The sequence below is a fragment of the Priestia aryabhattai genome, assembly GCF_023715685.1.
Classification (GTDB): Bacteria; Bacillota; Bacilli; order Bacillales; family Bacillaceae_H; genus Priestia; species Priestia aryabhattai_B.
Window position 1 is genome coordinate 90,313 of sequence record NZ_JAMBOQ010000004.1, and the last position, 17,838, is coordinate 108,150.

General features: G+C 35.5%; 14 protein-coding genes and 1 pseudogene. 12 read left to right on the forward strand and 3 right to left on the reverse strand.

Annotated elements, in window-relative coordinates:
- Nucleotides 1-627: 627 nt before the first annotated feature.
- Complete coding sequence (locus M3225_RS19000) at nucleotides 628-2,058, reverse strand: hypothetical protein (protein ID WP_251396256.1); 1,431 nt, start codon at nucleotides 2,056-2,058, stop codon at nucleotides 628-630.
- 450 nt (nucleotides 2,059-2,508) lie between these two features.
- Between M3225_RS19000 and M3225_RS19005 the strand changes: the two genes are divergently transcribed.
- Nucleotides 2,509-2,859 carry a VOC family protein gene (locus M3225_RS19005; protein WP_251396257.1) on the forward strand — a complete coding sequence of 117 codons (351 nt, stop codon included), beginning with the start codon at nucleotides 2,509-2,511 and terminating at the stop codon, nucleotides 2,857-2,859.
- Nucleotides 2,860-2,915: 56 nt separating this feature from the next.
- Here M3225_RS19005 and M3225_RS19010 read toward each other — a convergent pair whose 3' ends face one another.
- Nucleotides 2,916-4,007, reverse strand: a complete 1,092-nt coding sequence (locus tag M3225_RS19010; RefSeq protein ID WP_251396258.1) for an AI-2E family transporter — start codon at nucleotides 4,005-4,007, stop codon at nucleotides 2,916-2,918.
- A 110-nt stretch (nucleotides 4,008-4,117) separates the two neighbouring features.
- Entirely contained in the window at nucleotides 4,118-4,312 is a 195-nt protein-coding gene (locus M3225_RS19015; protein WP_251396259.1) for a twin-arginine translocase TatA/TatE family subunit, read from the reverse strand.
- A 529-nt stretch (nucleotides 4,313-4,841) separates the two neighbouring features.
- Here M3225_RS19015 and uxaC point away from each other — a divergent pair.
- From uxaC to M3225_RS19075, 11 genes and pseudogenes are all read left to right on the forward strand, one after another.
- Nucleotides 4,842-6,263, forward strand: a complete 1,422-nt coding sequence (gene uxaC, locus M3225_RS19020; protein ID WP_251396260.1) for a glucuronate isomerase — start codon at nucleotides 4,842-4,844, stop codon at nucleotides 6,261-6,263.
- A gap of 47 nt (nucleotides 6,264-6,310) precedes the next feature.
- Nucleotides 6,311-7,693, forward strand: a complete 1,383-nt coding sequence (locus M3225_RS19025) for a glycoside-pentoside-hexuronide (GPH):cation symporter (protein ID WP_251396261.1) — start codon at nucleotides 6,311-6,313, stop codon at nucleotides 7,691-7,693.
- Between the two features lie 102 nt (nucleotides 7,694-7,795).
- Nucleotides 7,796-8,809, forward strand: coding sequence for a LacI family DNA-binding transcriptional regulator (locus M3225_RS19030; protein WP_251396262.1), 1,014 nt, complete (start codon nucleotides 7,796-7,798; stop codon nucleotides 8,807-8,809).
- A 116-nt stretch (nucleotides 8,810-8,925) separates the two neighbouring features.
- Complete coding sequence (locus tag M3225_RS19035) at nucleotides 8,926-10,389, forward strand: tagaturonate reductase (RefSeq protein WP_251396263.1); 1,464 nt, start codon at nucleotides 8,926-8,928, stop codon at nucleotides 10,387-10,389.
- Nucleotides 10,390-10,401: 12 nt separating this feature from the next.
- The gene (locus M3225_RS19040; RefSeq protein ID WP_251396264.1) at nucleotides 10,402-11,892 is read left to right on the forward strand and encodes a UxaA family hydrolase; all 1,491 of its coding nucleotides are present in this window, start codon (nucleotides 10,402-10,404) and stop codon (nucleotides 11,890-11,892) included.
- A 42-nt stretch (nucleotides 11,893-11,934) separates the two neighbouring features.
- Nucleotides 11,935-13,332: a glycoside hydrolase family 28 protein gene (locus M3225_RS19045; RefSeq protein WP_251396265.1), complete on the forward strand. Its 1,398-nt coding sequence runs from the start codon at nucleotides 11,935-11,937 to the stop codon at nucleotides 13,330-13,332.
- Between the two features lie 657 nt (nucleotides 13,333-13,989).
- Nucleotides 13,990-14,730 (forward strand): annotated as a pseudogene (locus tag M3225_RS19050) (beta-galactosidase trimerization domain-containing protein).
- Nucleotides 14,731-14,814: 84 nt separating this feature from the next.
- Nucleotides 14,815-16,179, forward strand: coding sequence for a glycoside-pentoside-hexuronide (GPH):cation symporter (locus tag M3225_RS19060; protein WP_251396266.1), 1,365 nt, complete (start codon nucleotides 14,815-14,817; stop codon nucleotides 16,177-16,179).
- A 117-nt stretch (nucleotides 16,180-16,296) separates the two neighbouring features.
- Nucleotides 16,297-16,542: a DUF2164 domain-containing protein gene (locus M3225_RS19065; protein ID WP_251396267.1), complete on the forward strand. Its 246-nt coding sequence runs from the start codon at nucleotides 16,297-16,299 to the stop codon at nucleotides 16,540-16,542.
- Nucleotides 16,543-16,831: 289 nt separating this feature from the next.
- On the forward strand, nucleotides 16,832-17,029 hold the full coding sequence (locus M3225_RS19070) for an IDEAL domain-containing protein (RefSeq protein WP_013082792.1): 198 nt from the start codon (nucleotides 16,832-16,834) through the stop codon (nucleotides 17,027-17,029).
- Between the two features lie 226 nt (nucleotides 17,030-17,255).
- Complete coding sequence (locus tag M3225_RS19075) at nucleotides 17,256-17,675, forward strand: universal stress protein (protein ID WP_251396268.1); 420 nt, start codon at nucleotides 17,256-17,258, stop codon at nucleotides 17,673-17,675.
- Nucleotides 17,676-17,838 lie beyond the last annotated feature (163 nt).

The following is a 17,838-nucleotide window of genomic DNA, read 5'->3' on the forward strand; positions in this document are numbered from 1 at the left end:
AAAAAAAATTTTTATGTAAAAATGACATATTTGCACGGAGAATAGGAGCAAAAATGATAAAAGTAAAGATTTAGGTGAGGAAGTGACACATTTGCACGGAAAATAGGGACAAAAAAAAGAAAAATGCCCTTTTTTGGACACGAAAAGTTCACATTTTCAGAGAAGATAAATGAACATTTGCAGTAAAAATAGCGATTTTTTAAGAGATTGGCATGTTTGCACGGAAATCTGGAGCAAAAAACACTTTTGCACGGAGATGTGGAGCAAAAATTGTAGAAAACGAAGGAGAAAAGTCGCTGTCACAAGAAATTTTATGTAAAAGTGGCATATTTGCACGGAGGATTGGAGCCAAACTTATAATAAATGCAGTATATAAAGAAAAACGACACATTTGTACGGAAATCTGGAGCAAAAAGTACTTTTAACATTCTTTTTAGACATGAAAAGTTCACAAAATGAGAGGAGAAGTGAAGTTTAACTGCTATATTAGCAGGGGAAATAATATGTTTACACGAAGATGTGGAGCAAAAAAACACTTTTGCACGGAAATGTGGAGCAAAAAATGCAGTGAATAATGGTAGATAGATAAAAAGAATGCTCTTATAAAGATTATAAGAGCATTCTTTTTTAGCCTATAGAACTTGTTACGTTTTGATAAATAGAAAGGGGAGCATATTCGTAATCACCGGCTAATAAGTCTTTTACTTCACTTTCTCCCACAGGAATAAAGGTAATTTGAAACACTTGGCCCACTCTTTTATAAGATTGGACAGCTAGTTTTTGTTCGACTAGCTCATCTAAGGCTGTTTCAATTTCGACAAGGTTTTCTTTTTTTCGTCTTTTTCGAAAGCGGACTCTTGTCGAAAAATATAAATAATCTCTTGTGACATTGTATGAAGATTTTGTTTCATAGCAAATGAGACGCTCTTTTTGCATAACGAATAGCAAATGATAAGCGGCGTCTAAACTTAATTTTTCTACTTTATTTTTGTAAATGCGCACCGTTTGGCGTTGAATATAGTCTCTATATATGACTTCATTGACGTGAATTTCAGCAATTCGCGTTCCGTTTGGCATCGTAGTAATATCCACAAAGTCAAAAATACCATAGGCAATTTTCTTATTATGCTGTACTTTTGTCATACTGTAGTGCTTCATTTTCGTAATTCTTTCTTCTATCATCTGATAGTTGCGCTTACTGTCTGTTTTATAAAGTGCTTTCACAAGATCACCAATTTTTACGTTAATGATTTTTTGTGTAGCGAACAACTCGTCGCGTTGGCTCATGATCTCTAAAAACACTTTATAATCAAACCGATCTAAATCACTAATTTTATTTCCATTTTCTTCAGCGTATTCTTTTTCTATTAACAATTCGTAATCTGTCCCGTCTTCAGAGTTATAAGTGCTTAAGAAATACTCTTTTCCTTCTTTCTCTAATAGGGGTTGCTCGACGAGAAGCTTTGCTCTTGAGTTAGAGAAAAAAGGGTTCTCTACAGTTGAAAAAGGGCTTTCAATAATACTATGATTTCCGTTTTGGAAGCTTGGATCCAATATAGTCAGTCCAATAATAATGGATATATCCGTGTGGATCGCTTTTTCTCGCTGTGTTTTAGTTTTTTGATGAATATAAGGATAATCCGTTAAGAAGAAGCTATCTTCTTGACTCCATTCACGTAGAATATCAATTCGTTTATTAATTACTTCTTCCGGAGACGATATGTTTTCAAACTGTTTGCAAAAGAGTTCTTTTCCATTTGTTTTATAATAAGCTGTTAGCGCTTTGTATTCTCCAATCAGCTCTTTATTCTTCTTAGGCTTTTTTTGCTCATAGTCCCGTATAGCAGCATCTAACCATCTGCGTTTTGTACGATTGAGAAAGTCTTTTTTTAAAATCCTCAACGCTTCGTTTACATCTTTATTTTCAAAGTGCTGCTGATAAAGAGGGAGGATGGTGCTCTCTAAATCACCTTTTATACTTTCATTATAAACAGATAAGAGGCGTAATTTAGATACTCTATCAATGACTTCGCGTATGAGTAAAGATGAATAATCCATACACATCTAACCTCCTTAATCTTAAGTTAGTCATTTTTAATTCTTAGTTGGATAGTAGCTTTAAATTTATTGTAATGTACTAAAGTTCGACGCTTCAACCAAAAGACGGCTACTATCTATAGTCTATTTTTCATTATACACGTGCGAAGCAGACGAAGGGGGAGATTTTCTTATTTTCTTTTTTAGTAATCTAAATTTGGTCAGGAAGTATCTATAGTTATAGGGAGATAAATGTTTTTCGTTTTGGTTTAGAGAAAAGCAGGAGAAGATAAAATAGAAAAGTCCCGCAAGCTGTGTAGTATATGTAGTGGGGGTAGCTGTGTTCGCGAGACGAGTAATTCTGCTACCGAGTCTACTGGACTGATAGAAAGTATCTCAAAAATAGAAGGATATCAACGATTAGAAGCGAATACTTTGTGAAAATTACTAAATTCATTCCGGAGGTCATAAATGAACCATATATTAAATGAAGTAGGCACAATTTTTATTCCTGTAAAGGACATAAAAAAAGCACGAGATTGGTATTGTGACATGCTAGGTTTGCCAGCAGATGGAGACATTTTATACGGTCATTTATATGTGATACCTATGAATGGAACAGGAATTGTATTAGATAGTAAAACTTATTCAAAAAATACGCTTTTTAAAACGGCAGCTTTTCATTTGAATACAAACGATATTAAACAAGCCTATAAATATATGATAAAGAAAAAAGTAGAGTTAACGACAGAAATTGAACACAATCATTGGTTTACATTTAAAGACCCGGATGGAAATCATCTTATGGTGTGTCAGTGCTGAACCTATTGAATAATAAAAGGACCTTCAAGAGAAGGTCCTTTTATTGCCTTTGCGTTTTACAACTTGATAGATTTGTTTCTGAATTGAATCATTCTTACGATATTTATCACAATCGTTTTTGTTACAGCATAAGCCGGAATCGCTAAAATCATTCCGAGTATCCCTGCAATATTGCCCGCAACAAGTAATAAGATAATAATCGTTAAAGGGTGAGTGTTTAATTTCTTTCCGATTACCAGCGGAGAAATGATGTTCCCATCGAGCTGTTGAACGATTACGACGACTATAATCACTAATATCGCTTTTGTAGGAGAGTATAATAAACCTACGATTAAAGCTGGGGCTACGCCAATAAAAGGGCCGACGTACGGGATAATATTAGTAAGGGCTCCTATGAGTGCAAGTATTAATGCGTAGGGCAACCCGATGATAAGGTAACCAATGAATGTACTAATACCGACAAACAAACAAACGAGCATTTGGCCTTGAATATAAGTAGCTAGCGTATTTGTTGTTTCTTTCATTGTACGTAAAGTTTCTTTTCGGTAAGAAGCAGGAACCATACGTAACGTATTTTTACGAAGTTTATGGCTGTCTTTAAGCATATAAAAAAGAATGAAAGGAACGGTTACAACCGTAAGTGTAATATTTGTTACGACGCTTAAAACAGATGAAATGCTGTTTGTGAGATTCGTAGGTAAAGTAGAAGCATAGTTTAAAAGTGACTCTTCAATATGATCGAGTGACACATATTTTTGTTCAATAAGCCAGTTAAACCATCTTGAGTTAGATAAATAATTTATAAACTCTCTCGTTTCTACAATGTAAGACGGAATATTCTTAGCCAAATCAGTTAATTGTTTAGATAAAGTAGGTCCCACACCGCCCACAATAGAAGCAATTACGCCGATAAAAACAATGTATAAAAGTAAAATGGCCACTGTTTTTGGCACTTTTTTTCTTGTGAGAAATGACACAATTGGTTCGAATAAAAAGAAAAGAAAACCAGCTACAAGAATAGGGAAAAACAAAGTGGAGATAAACACACCGATTGGTAGAAAAACAAACGAAATATGTTTACAAATGTAGATCAATAAAGCAATCATTAATAGTTCTAATGTCCAAAAATGCAGTTTCGATTTAAACAAAAAGTTACCTTCTTTCTTTACTATTTTTTACTATCATACATCAAAAAAGAAACCCACTGCACGTTAAAAGTGGGCTTTTTAGTCTTTTATAACTTTCATTCACATAAAAATTAGGATTTTTCCTCTTTATCTCTAGTGGTATTCTCTGGAGTTTGTTTGTCGTCATCCTGTATAATTCCTTCTGCCGCATTTTTAAATTCTCGCAAGGAATGTCCAAATGCTCGTCCTATGTCCGGCAATTTACTTGGCCCAAATACAATTAAGGCAGTAATCCCGATTACGACCATGCTTGTGGCTCCTGGCATGATATCCTCTCCTTTAAAAGCAATGAATATATAAAAATTAAAAAGAGATAGTAAATAAAGTGCATGTTTATACTATTCACTTTTCTCTTCGAAATTCCTTTATTTTAAGTAATACGAAAATGGAGTGCAGCGGCTATGTATGACATATAGGATTTAAATGCTTGTGGTCATACTTTTCTCTTTTGCATACGAAGCTAATTATAGCATTAAAAACAGCCATTTGCCTTAGTAACCTTATGTAAGCTCTATATAAAAAAATCTCCTTTAATTCTTATAAAATCAAGTAATAAATCCTATTCTTAAAAATGAAGAATCAATATGCAAGAATAAAGAAAGAAAAAAATTGAAAAATATAAAGATAAATTGTTGTAAAATTTAGAAATAAGTAATAGAATTAAATAAAATGTTAACGTTAACATTTTTGAGTTATAAGGTTACATCTTCTTAATATTATTGTTTGTTAACAAGAGTGTTTAGTAGATTCCTTAATTTTGTTAACGTTAACAAAAAAGTAAAGGAGTAGATGGAAATGAAAAAGTTTATGGATGACGATTTTTTATTAACAAATGAAACATCAGCACATTTGTATAATACTTACGCAAAAGATATGCCAATTATTGATTATCATTGCCACTTAAACCCACAGGAAATTTATGAGAATAAACAGTTTAAAACGTTAACTAACGTTTGGCTAGATGGAGATCATTATAAATGGAGACTGATGAGAGCCAACGGGATTGAAGAAGAAAAGATAACAGGATCAGCGAGTGATTATGAAAAATTTCTCGCGTGGGCTAAAACAGTTCCAATGACAATTGGGAATCCGCTATATCATTGGGCGCATCTAGAGTTAAAACGTTTTTTTGATATTGATGAGATATTAAATGAACAGACAGCACCGTTCATTTGGGAAAAAGCAAACGAGAAATTACGCAGCGGTAAGTTTGGTGCACGAGATCTTATTACACGTTCTAACGTAAAAGTTATTTGTACAACCGATGACCCGACAGATTCATTAGATTATCATATGAAACTAAGAGATGTCCAAGATTTTGAGACCCAAGTACTCCCAAGCTTTCGTCCAGATAAAGGGCTTGAAATCAATCAAGAAGGGTTTAAAAGCTGGATTGCAAAGCTGCAAGATTGTTCACATCACTCCATTCACACCTATGATGATTTGTTAAAAGCTCTTAAAAGTCGAGCTCGTTTTTTCCATTCCATGGGAGGGCGTTTATCTGATCATGCACTAAATAAAATGGTATATACTAAGACTTCAAAAGAAGAAGTTTCGGAGATTTTCTTAAAAGCCTTAAAAGGTGAAGGTGTAAGTGCTGAAGAAGAAAGTAAATACAAGTCATATACGTTAACCTTTTTAGGGAAGCTATATAATGAGCTAGGTTGGACAATGCAATTTCACCTTCATGCTCTTAGAAACAATAACACAAAAATGTTTCGCCAGTTAGGTCCGGATACAGGTTATGACTCGATGTATGATGGACAAGTGGCAGAGCCTCTCGTACAGCTTCTTGATCAAATGGATGTACAAAATAGTTTGCCAAAGACGATTTTATATTCGTTAAATCCAAAAGATAATTATGTATTAGCAAGTATAATTGGCAGCTTTCAAGGAGACGGAATTCCCGGCAAACTGCAGCTGGGCACGGCTTGGTGGTTTAATGATCAAAGAGAAGGTATGTTAGAACAAATGAAAGCGTTATCAAATATTGGTTTGTTTAGCAGGTTTATCGGTATGTTGACAGATTCCCGAAGTTTTCTTTCATATACAAGGCATGAATATTTCCGAAGATTAGTATGCAGCTTAATTGGTACGTGGGTAGAAGAAGGGGAAGTACCTAATGACCAACAGTTGCTTGAGCGAATTGTAAAAGGAATATGTTATGAAAATGCTAAAGACTACTTTAGCTTCCCAGCCTATACGCTGCAAAATTAAAGGCGCAAAATAGTGTAAAAGATTGCAAGGGGAGAAGGGGGATTACCATGAGTGTTGTGGCAACAGAAAGAAAGGTTGAAATAAAGGTAGAAGAGAAAAATCTTAGTGTAAAAGAAAAAATATCTTATGGTATGGGTGATTTTGGTAACGGTTTCATGTTTGATTTAGGGCAGTTATATTTGTTGAAGTTCTTTACAGATGTGGCAGGAATTCCTGCCGCGGCTGCGGGGGGGATTTTTCTAGTAAGTAAGCTATTTGCGGCAGTTTGCGACCCAATTGTTGGTTCGTCCATTGATTACCGTAAAAATATAGGAGCTAAAGGGAAATTCCGACCGTATTTATTATTCGGAAGTATGGTGTTGGCCATTTTAACCGTACTCACGTTTATTTCGCCAAACCTTTCACCAGCGGGTAAATTAATTTATGCTTACGCTTCTTATATGATTTGGGGAATTGGCTATTCATTCGTCAATATTCCGTACGGATCGCTAGGCGCATCCATGACTCAAAATACTTCCGATCGTACGTCTCTTGCTGCTTTTCGTCAAACAGGATCATTAGGTGCACTGTTTGTAACAAGCATTGCTGTTGTACCGCTTATTCTGTTATTTCCAAATGAAAAAGTCGGTTATCCCGTTGTCATGGGAATTATGTCTGTCATTGGAATCATTGCTTTTTATGTGTGTTATCGCAATTGCAAAGAACGAATTGTCGTAAAAGAAAGTCCAAAAGAAAAATTATCAGTCAAGTCTATTTTTAAAACGTTTGTAAGCAATAAACCTCTTTTAATTTTAGTTTTTATGACGGTATTTACCATTTCAGCTTACAATATTAAATCAGCTATGCTTATTTACTTTGCACAATATAATTTAGGAAATGTTAAATTGATGGCCTATATGAACTTTATTATTATTGGTTCATCCTTTCTAGGAGTTATTATGCTGCCAAAGCTTGTTAGCCGATTTGGAAAAAAACAAGCAGCAATGATTGGTTTAGGAATCAGTATCGCAGCGGACACAGTAAATTTCTTTATGCCTTCTAACGTCGTCATTTTTACGATTTTAGCAAGTATTGCTTTTATAGGTATCAGCATTCCTAACGGGATTACATGGGCATTTGTATCAGATATTATTGATTACGGTGAATGGAAAACAGGCGAAAGAAAAGAAGGCACAACGTATTCTCTGTTCAACTTTTCTCGAAAGCTCGCTCAGTCGCTATCCGGCTTCTTATCCGGCATCGGTTTAGGGTTAGTTGGGTATATCCCAAACGTGGCACAAAAGGCAGGTACATTAGTTGGGATTAAAAGTTTGCTATTACTATATCCTGCTATTGCTTTATCCATTGCTGCAGTGATTATTGGTTTTATGTATAAGCTAACGGATAAAAAACATGCGGAGATTGTCCACGATATTCATGCTAGGTCTTAGTCAAAACTGTCATAACATTCACCATTTGCTTATTATTCCTACTAAGTTGTGATATCCTTATAATAAAAATCGATACTGATTCATTAAAGGAAGGTAAATGAAATGGGTGTTACAATTAAGGATATTGCAAAACTAGCAAACGTATCACATACAACGGTTTCACGTGCATTAAACAATAGTCCGCTTATTAAAGAAAAAACAAAAAAGAAAATTTTAGATATTGCAAATACGCTTAACTATATTCCTGATTATCATGCTAAAAATTTAGTTCTTCAAAAATCTCATACAATTGGATTATTTTTTACAAGCATGGCCAACGGTACGTCGCCAAGTTTTTTAGTAGATAGTATTAGAGGGGTAAGTAAAGTGATTGATGTTCAGTATAATTTATTTGTAAGAGGCATTGACGATTATGATGATTATACGTACATCAATAATAAACGTTTTGATGCCATTATTTTAATGAGTCAAAGCGATCGTGATAACACCTTTATATACAACGTAGTAGAAAAAGGCATCCCGTTGATTGTACTCAACCGCCAAGTTGACGATTCATCCATTATTAATATTTTGTCAAATGACAAAGAAGGAGCCTACAAAGCCGGCGAGTATTTAATTGAATTAGGTCACAGACATATTGCGATCATAGAAGGAATAGAAGGCTTTAAATCAACTCAGCAGCGTAAGGAAGGATTTCTTAACTCGTTAATTGACCATAATGTTTCCATTCGACAAGAGTATATGATTCAGGGAAATTATGATATGCAAAGCGGATATGAAGGAATGAAAGCACTATTAAGTTTGAAGCAGCCGCCTACTGCTGTTTTTTGTTCAAATGATGATATGGCGATCGGTGCTATGAATGCTGCATTCGAGTCTGGGCTACACGTACCTAATGATATCTCGATTATTGGATTTGATGATATTGAATTAGCCAAATACACCACTCCTTCATTAACAACCATTAAAAGACCAATCGAGAAAATCAGCATGACTGGAGCAGAAGCGGTTTTATCACTAATGAACAAAGATGACAAGAATATGCTGCAAAATAAAGTCTTAATTAATACCGAATTAATGGTTCGCCAGTCTGTAAAGTCACGCTCATCTATGTAGCCGGTTATTTACTATAACCGGCCCAAAAATGTTAACGTTAACATTTTTTTGAATTAAACTAATATAAAACAATATATAAATAATAATGTTAATGTGTGCAAAAAGGAGATGCTAACATGAAGTTAAACCGTCAGATGCAAGTTAACACACGTATATATCCAGAAAAAATTCTGCAGTTTGGAGAAGGCGTATTTCTAAGAGGGTTTGCTGATTGGCAAATTCATCAAATGAACAAACGAACTGCATTTAAAGGCAGTATAGTAGCCGTCAATCCAAGAATCACAGGAAATGCAGGTAAATTGAATAAGCAAGACGGTTTATTTACGGTTTCTCTTCAAGGAATTCAAGACGGTAAAGCAATCAAAGAACACGAAGTAATTGAATCCATTAGCCGCGGGCTAAATCCATATGAAGACTATGAAGCGTATATTCAATTAGCGGAGAAAGAAGAGTTAAGATTTCTCATTTCTAATACAACAGAGGCAGGCATCGCATTTTTAGAAGAAGATCGCTTGGACCATGCTCCGCAAAAGAGTTTTCCAGGTAAGGTCACGGCCTTTCTATATAAGAGGTTTAAAGCTTTTCAAGGAGATCCAACAAAGGGACTTATTATCCTTCCGTGTGAATTAGTGGAGCGAAACGGGGACTTGTTAAAGAAAATGGTATTACGCTATGCCGACAAATGGAATTTAGAAGAGAAGTTTATCGAGTGGATACACGAAGCAAACGCTTTTTGCTGCACGCTTGTTGATCGAATTGTGCCAGGTTATCCAAGCGATGAAAATAAACTCAATGAACTGAGTTATGAAGATGATTTTTTTGTTATCGCAGAGCCATTTTACTTATGGGTTATTGAGGGACCAGAGTGGGTGAAAGAGGAGTTTCCCGCGGAGGAAGCTGGTTTACATGTGAAATTTGTGAACGACATTGCACCATATGCGCTGCAGAAAGTAAGAATTTTAAACGGTATTCATACTGCTATGATGCCTGTTGCGTATTTAGCGGAATTCAATACGGTAAGAGAAGCAGTGGAAGATGAAGTAATCGGAGCGTTTATTCGAAAATGTCTGTATGAAGAAATTATTCCTAGTTTACCAGTTTCGGAAGAAGAGTCTTTGTCATTTGCTAAATCTGCATTAGAACGCTTTCAAAATCCATTTATCCACCACGAATTAATGAGCATCTCTTTAAACAGCATGACAAAGTTTAAAACGCGAAATATCCCAACCCTTAAAGAATACGTTGAAAAACAAGGAGCGCTGCCCGAGTTACTTACATTCTCTCTAAGTGCCCTCATTTCTTTTTATAAAGGGAAAAGAGGAGGAGAAAAAATTGGGCTATCAGATGACTCTGCAGTTCTAGAGATGTATGAATCTCTTTGGAATACGTATGACGGTACTGAAAAAAGTATTTCTTACATTGTAAAAGAAGTGCTCGGATATAAACAGCATTGGGGAGAGGATTTAAATATGATTCCTAGCTTAACAAAATCCGTAACAAATGGAGTCTTAGCCATTGAAACTTTCGGAATGAAACAGGCAATTAAAGAAATTCTCTATGTATCCGAAACTAAACAGTAAGAGGTGAAGCATATGAAAGAAGTAATTCGTATTCATCAGGAAGATAATGTAGCAGTAGCTTTACGAGACTTTTTAGCACAAGAGAACTTTATGGTTAATGGAAAGGAAGTTTCTCTAAAAGAAGAAGTGAAACGGGGCCATAAAATAGCTATTACGCCAATTTCAGCCGGTAACAACATTATAAAATATGGTTTTCCAATCGGGCATGCGACTCACTCTATTTCACCTGGTGAATGGGTGCATACGCATAACACAAAAACAAATTTAAATAGAATTAACGAATATGAATTTCACCAAAAGTTAGCAGCTCCTAAAGAAAAAAAGCAATCGCTAACGTTTAAAGGATATCGCCGCAAAAATGGAAATGTTGGAATTAGAAATGAGCTTTGGATTGTTCCAACGGTAGGGTGCGTGAATGGTATAGCCGAACAAATGATTAAACAGTTTCAAAAAGAAATAGAGGATCTTTCACCTTTTGAACATGTGACGGTTTTAAAACACAATTATGGATGTTCTCAGCTCGGTGATGATCACCGTAATACAAGAACCATGCTTACGAGAATGGTACAGCATCCCAATGCCGGTGGAGTATTAGTATTAGGCCTTGGGTGTGAGAATAATAGCTTAGAAGAATTTAAACAAGCGCTAGGTACAATTGATGAAAGCAGAGTGAAGTTTTTACAATCTCAAGATGTTACGGATGAAATTGAGGCAGGAGTCACTTTGTTAAAAGAAATTTATGATGCTGCTAAAGACGATAAAAGAGAGGACGTTGATATTTCCAGGCTGAAAGTAGGTCTTAAATGCGGGGGTTCAGATGGATTATCAGGTATTACAGCAAATCCGCTGCTCGGCAAATTCTCTGACTGGCTTATTGTTCAAGGAGGCACAACGGTTTTAACGGAAGTGCCTGAAATGTTTGGAGCGGAGACCTTGCTGATGGAAAGAGCAGTTGATGACCAAACATTTAATAAAATTGTTAATCTTGTTAATGACTTTAAAACGTACTTTCTCAATCATAACCAGCCGGTATATGAAAATCCCTCTCCCGGTAATAAAGCAGGCGGCATTACGACGTTAGAAGATAAATCACTTGGCTGTACTCAAAAAGCAGGCACAGCCCCAGTCGTAGATGTGCTGAAGTACGGAGACCCCTTACAAATTAGCGGTTTAAATTTGCTGAGTGCTCCTGGAAATGATTTAGTTGCCTCCACTGCCTTGGCCGCTTCAGGGTGTCATATTGTATTGTTTACAACGGGAAGAGGCACGCCATTTGGAACATTTGTGCCCACTGTGAAAATTTCCACAAACACCGCTCTTTATAACAAGAAGCCCCACTGGGTTGATTTTAATGGAGGAGTGCTGGTTGAAGGTGACACAGAAGAAGCTACGTTAGAAAGCTTTATTCAGTACATGATCGGAGTTTCTAGTGGAGAGCTTGTAAATAACGAGAAAAATGATTTTAGAGAAATGGCCATTTTTAAAACAGGCGTTACTTTATAAATAAGGCGGTTACTAGATTGTTGAGCGAAAGGAGAAAAGCTAGTGAAAAAATATGTGTTTTCTTTGTTTGTGATGACTCTTATGCTTGTTTTACCTTTCTCTGCACAAGGGGAAGCTCTTTCAGCAAATGAAAAAATAACGGCAATTAAAGAACAACTTCAGCCTCCCTCATTTCCAAACCGTACGTTTAATATTAAGCGGTATGGAGCAGTAGGAAATGGAAAGTCTGACTCAACCGCTGCTTTTAAAAAAGCAATCGAAGCGGCTAACAAAGCAGGAGGAGGGCGCGTTGTTGTTCCACCAGGAACTTACGTTACCGGTGCGATTTATTTAAAAAGCAACGTAAATCTTCATATAATGAAAAAAGCTACGATTAAGTTTAGTCAAAATCCTGACAAATACTTGCCTGCTGTTTTAACCAGATGGGAAGGTGTGGAGCTATATAATTATTCACCGCTTATCTATGCTTATAACGAAAAAAATATTGCGATTACAGGAGAAGGAACGTTAGATGGACAGGGTGATAACGAACATTGGTGGCCGTGGAAAGGAAAACAGGAATTTGGATGGAAAGAAGGAGAGCCGAATCAACAGCAAGATCGCGATTTGCTGTTTAAAATGGCAGAAGAAAAAATACCTGTTAAAGAGCGTGTATTTGGCAAAGGGCACTATTTGCGGCCTAGTTTTATTCAGCCTTATCACAGCAAAAATATCATCATAAAAGGCGTAACCATTTTAAATTCGCCAATGTGGCAAATCAATCCAGTCTTAAGCGAGAACATTTTAATTGATGATGTAAAAATTATAGGTCACGGTCCGAATAATGATGGAGTAGATCCTGAATCGAGTAAAAATGTGCTTATTAAAGATTCTTATTTTGATAATGGAGATGATTGTATTGCGATTAAGTCGGGGCGTAATGCAGACGGAAGAAGAATCAACGTACCAAGTGAAAATATTATTATTGAAGGAAACGAAATGAAAGATGGCCACGGGGGTGTTGTGATCGGTAGCGAAATATCAGGCAGCGTTCGGAACGTATTTGCTCAGCATAATGTCATGGACAGTCCCAATCTAGACCGAGCGCTGCGGATTAAAACAAATTCAGTTCGCGGCGGTACTATTGAAGATATCGACTTTAGCGATAATACGGTCAAAAGCGTTGGTAGCGAAGTGATTCAAATAGACATGTACTATGAAGAGGGAGACACTGAGAATTTCACACCCGTAGTTCGTAATATCAACATAGAAAATTTGCAAAGCAATGGAGGCAAATATGGTGTATGGATCCGAGCCTACGAACGTTCTCCTGTCACAAACCTAACGATTCGTCATTCTAATTTTCAACATGTTGCAACACCATTGTTAATGGAAAATGTAAAGAATCCTGTGTTTGAAGAGTTTTGTATAAATGGAAGCTGCATGAATACCAACCATTAAAAGATGTGTTCATAATCAGCTGCAAGCAAAAAAGCCCTTACTGGGCTTTTTTTTTGATGTTGAGGCTTCAAAAAATATACATAAATGATATGTCCGTGTGTTAATAATGGTAAAAACCTGCTCTGGAATTTTTGCTATTTTATAGATGAGTCAAATGATTCTTACTAATTGATAGATAACGTGGGTGAAAAAATGGCTTTTGACGATTTTTTTCTTAGCAATTTATTACCTAAATGTGGATATGAGAGGTGCGAGGGAAGGTACATAAAAGAATTATAAAAACATTTATCTTTGTAAGCGTTTTATTCTTTATTTTAATAAAGAGCAAAAAAAGGATATTTTTCTCTATTTTTTTACCATTGAATATTTTAAATAAAGTTCATAAAATAAACTTGTAAGCGTTTTATAAGATTGAGAAATATGTATGTCGAAAGTTAGATAGAGATTTATTTATGAAGAAAGAAAATGTGATTTTTTTGCTTTTGATCACTGTTTCCGAGGATACCTTAACAATTAGCAGCAAATCGTTCATGTAATGAAATAAAAGAATAGATAGGAGTAGAGAAAAATGTACATCGGTGTCAATTATTACCCTGAACATTGGCAGAGAATATGATAGAAGAAGATATCCAAGGCATTAAAGAGTTGGGATCAAACATGGTGAGAATAGGAGAGTTCGCTTGGCATCTTATGGAGCCTAAAGAAGGGAAATATGACTTTTCCTTTTTTGATAGCGTTATCAAAAAGCTCAAAAAACAGAATATTGATGTTATATTTGGTACTCCTACTGCAACTTTTCCGGCTTTGCAAATAATTGATGAAGAACTAGGTGATAGATTTACTGAATTTACAGAAAACGGCGGCGTAATCATTTTTACTTTCAGAACCGGTATGAAAGACAAACAAAATAATATTCATTTTAAACAGACGCTGCCGGGATACGTAAAAGAAAAGACAGAGATTGAAATTCATGAAGTGGAAGCACTGTCTTCTACTCAAAAAGCATCCATTAAAGGAAAAGGACAGTATGAAGGAGAACAAGCAAGTGCCTCCGTGTGAAGAGATATTATCACGCCTGTAACAGCTGAAGTGCTGTATGAATATGATAATCCATTTTATAATCAAGCGGCTGTAACAAAAAATCAGTTTGGTCGCGGAACGGTTTATTATGTAGGCTGTGGAATTGAGGAACAGACTTTTGAAAAAATTGCGCTTGATATTGTGAAACAACAGCATATTGAGCATACAGAAAGTGAAGAGGGAATTGAAGTATATCCTCGAAAGCTGGGAGAGAAGAGTTACTACTTTCTAATGAATCATACCCAAGAAGTAAAAGTATTTAAAGATATTGTCCTGCAGCCTTACGAAAGTCGCGTTGTGGAAAATAGGCATCAGTAACAGAAGACTAGAATCTCATGAAATACTGAGATTCTAGACACCAATGATATGAAAGCGTTTTATAGGAGAAGGGAGTTAGGTTATATGAGCATGGGGGTACAGTCAAAAGTTTCTCTGAAAACCGTATTATCATACGGAATGGGGAGTTTTGGAAACAATATTATTTATGCATTAACAAGTACATATTTAATGATTTTTTATACAGATAGTGTAGGATTAAATGCCGCAGCTGTAGGAACTTTATTTCTTATCGCTAGGATATGGGATGGAATTGCAGACATTATTATTGGAATGATTGTTGATAATACAGAAACGAGATTTGGTAAGTTTAGGCCTTATCTTTTAATAGGCGGATTTTTTGCAGCCGTTGCTACAGTCGCTTGTTTTATTAGTCCAGATCTTTCTCATACAGGAAAATTAATTTATGCCTATATCACCTATATCGCATGGGGAACAAGTTTTGCCATCATGGATATTCCCTATTGGTCGCTTTCGGCAACCATTACACAAGATGTAAAAGAACGAAATAAAGTAGTAGCTTTCCCTAGAACAATTGCAGCAGTAGGCTCTTTGTTTGCTAGTTTATTAACTCTTCCATTAGCTCATTATTTCGGAAATTGGTTTATACTTAGTCTTATTTATGCGTGTATCTTAATGATTACAATGATTATTACATTTTCAGGAGTAAAAGAAACCTATACTGTAAAAAGACAGGAAAAGCAGACGCCAAAAGCAGTTTGGAACTTATTTATTCAAAATAAACCGCTGCGCTATCTGATCTTCTCGATGCTTTTAGTAGAAACGATTTTAACGATTCGAACTACTTTTTCTATTTACTATTTTAAATATAATTTAAATGCAGAGAATATCGCGTCTCTTTATTTAACCTTATTTTTTACAGCACAAATTTTAGGAGCGATCGCGTCTCCTTTTATTTCAAATAAATTTGGAAAGAAACGCGCAGCGATATGGGGAATTGCGCTAAATGCTGTAGCCACTATCACAATGTTTGTAACTGGTTTTCACGTTATGCCGGTGATGGTTTTAAGCTTTTTAGCTTCTTTCGGCGGTGGAGTTAGCAACATTGCTCAAACATCTATGCTTGCTGACTGTGTAGAATACGGCGAATGGAAAACCGGGAACCGAGCAGAAGGAATGGTATTTTCTACGAATATCTTCAAAACGAAGGTTGCTTCAGCAATGGGAGGAGCAGTAGGTGGGTATATTCTTTCAGCAGTAGGATATGTGCCAAATCAAATCCAGTCCCATAGCACACTCATTTGGATCGCTTTAATCTTTACGATGATTCCGGGTATTCTCTGCTTGTTATCACTTGTTCCACTCGCAAAATATGAGTTAACTGAGAAGAGATATCTAGAGATTTTACAGGATATGAAAAAGCGCTCAAGCGGTATAAAAGAAAAAACGGCTATGAGAGTTTCTAGCTGATTTAAATTAGCATAAACATTGTACACAAAAACAATGAGAAAAAAAGACTGCATTTTCTCGGCTCCTCTTGCTATGATGTCAGATAGACAGATATCAATGTAAAGAGGAGTTTTGGTTATGTTTATTAATTTTTCAAAAGAAGACAAAGATAAAATGCTGGATGAAATTCAAACGTTCTTTTATAACGAACGAGATGAAGAAATAAGTGAATTTGCAGCGGAAAATGTATTAGAGTTTATTAAAGAGCATATCGGCCCTTACTTTTATAATCAAGCAATTAAAGATGCAGAAGATATTATGAACCAAGTCATGCTTTCTGCAGAAGAAAATTTACATGCATTAAAAAAACCAGTCGAAAAGTAGTTCAAAAAAGAAAATAAGAAGTAGGACAAGAGCGTTTTATGTAAAAAACATAAAGCGCTTTTGTTCGTCTATGAAACAAATTATTTGTTCGCACAAGTGATATACGACGGTTCTGGTCCCTCGAGGTTCTTCACGCCCAGAGTGGTTATAATGACAAGCGGCAATCAATCTTTATAGATTGGCTGCCGTTTTTTTGTGGGTCAAATTTAAAATGAAAGATAAGAAAAAATATTTGAATAATTATATGATTTCTTATATAATAACGAAAAGGATGAGGAGTTGACTTGTAATGGAAAACTATACGTCCCGCAAAATGACACGAGAAGAAGTAAAAGTATCAGATGCGACAGCAGCTCAATTAGTATTAAATAAATCTCTTCGTGACTTTAAAAAAGCACAGCTTTTACTGCAGATCGATCAGTCTTTAGAAAAAAGAGATAAAGAAACTTTTTTACGTTTAACTGAAGAGTTAAAAGAAGTTTGTTAAATAATCTACCAAAATAAACAATCAGCCTTTGCTTTTAGTGAGCAAAGGCTTTTTATATGGAAAAAAACGGATAAATGTTTTGTTTCTTCTGAAAGCGGTAAAAGTATAGTATGGATGATAAAGCAAAAATCAAGAAGTCTCTTACTTTATTATTTTTTGCTTTATCATCTACAGCATCTAGATGGTAACGCATCATGAAAGAACAAAAAGAGAGAGGGTTCTTTATATGTATAAAAAAATCTTAGTCGCCTTTGATGGTTCCGCACCTTCTATTCGTGCTCTTCAACATGCAAGTAAACTAGCTAAAAGCGTAAATGCTAATAAGCTGACAATTGTACATATTAAGGAAAGAATTCACTTGCAGCAGCCTGTTTTTAGCGTTGACTTAGACGCACTGATAGAAGAAGAAAACCGCGATATTTTATCTGAAGCTCACAATCATTTAACTCAATCAGGTATTCCGTATGAGGCATACGGTTTAGAAGGCACAGCTTCAAAGAAAATTATCGAATACGCACATGACAATCAACAAGACGTCATTGTAATAGGAAGTCAAGGAAAGGGCTTTGTTAAAGAGACATTTTTAGGCAGTGTAAGTCACGAAGTGGCTCAATCAGCAGAATGTCCTGTTATTATTGTTAAATAAAAAGCATGTTCTCCTACGAGAACATGCTTTTTGCTTTTGGATCATGTAGTGCTGCGCGCTTAGTAAATTGGAAATTTGCTGTGTGATAAATGTACTTCATACGCTACGCTGTCAGATACCTGTGGTAAACTGTCAGAGAATAATGGTTATTTAATCATGTATG